The sequence below is a fragment of the Pseudarthrobacter sp. rb genome (genome assembly GCF_056389225.1).
Map to the genome: position 1 here is coordinate 1 of NZ_JBWJAR010000059.1, position 1,039 is coordinate 1,039.

Annotated in this window: 1 protein-coding gene; it reads left to right on the forward strand. The window is 67.7% G+C overall.

Annotated features, from left to right (window positions below):
* The first annotated feature begins 153 nt into the window (after positions 1-153).
* Positions 154-1,002: a DNA-processing protein DprA gene (locus ACWRN3_RS22865; protein WP_476742030.1), complete on the forward strand. Its 849-nt coding sequence runs from the start codon at positions 154-156 to the stop codon at positions 1,000-1,002.
* The last annotated feature ends 37 nt before the right edge of the window (positions 1,003-1,039 follow it).

Consider the following 1,039-nt stretch of genomic DNA (forward strand, 5'->3'; position numbering starts at 1 on the left):
ATTTCCCGCTCCTTGCCCTGGCGGGTAGACAGGGCTCCGTCGGCCGCCGAGCAAGCAAGCTTGCCAGCAACCAAAAACAATCCGGGGGAGAGGGAAGCTGGCCGGTCACCTAAGCCGCCCCACACACTCCACGTCTCTGCAAAGGCAAAAACCATGAACGATCGCATTGCACGCGCCGCCCTGACCCGCCTGTTCGAACCCAACGACACCATTGGGCGGACCCTTGTGGGCAGGCTCGGGGCCTACGCCGCGCTGCGGCTCGCCACCGGCACCCAGCCCGCCCACACGCTCCCGGACGTGACCCCGGAGGAACTGGCGGCCGCGATGAAGCGCTGGGCACCCCGCGTGCCGGACCTGGCCCCGGAAAAGGACCTGGCCACCATCGAACGCTTGGGCGGAGGATTCCTGATCCCCGGCGACGAGCACTGGCCCGCAGGGCTGGATGACCTCCCGGACGCACCCCTGGGCCTCTGGTACCGGGGCAATATCGGTAACGGGATCCCCGACCCCTCCAGCTGCGCGGCCCTCACAGGCTCCCGGGACTGCACGAGCTACGGCGCAGCCGTGACCGGTGACATCGCCTACAGCCTGGTCCAACGCGGAATCTGCGTCATCGCCGGACTCGCCTACGGCATCGACGCACACGCCCACCGCGCCGCACTGGCCGGAAGCACCGGCAACGGCCCGGCCACCATCGCCGTTCTCGCCGGAGGACTGGACCGTGACTACCCTTCCGGCAACGCCGACCTCGCGGCCGCGATCCGCGCCAACGGCCTGACACTCTCCGAACTGCCCCCCGGATCCGCACCTACCCGGTACCGCTTTTTACAACGGAATCGCATAATTGCGGCGCTGGCCGGGGTGACCTGCGTTGTCGAAGCCCGCTGGCGCTCAGGTGCACTGAACACCGCTCACCACGCCGAAACCATCGCCCGGCACGTCGCCGCCGTCCCCGGCAGCGTCCACAGCGTTATCTGTGTGCTGTCAACAGTTCTGCGCTAGATTCCGCGGATTCGTTGTGTCAACGACGTCCACGACT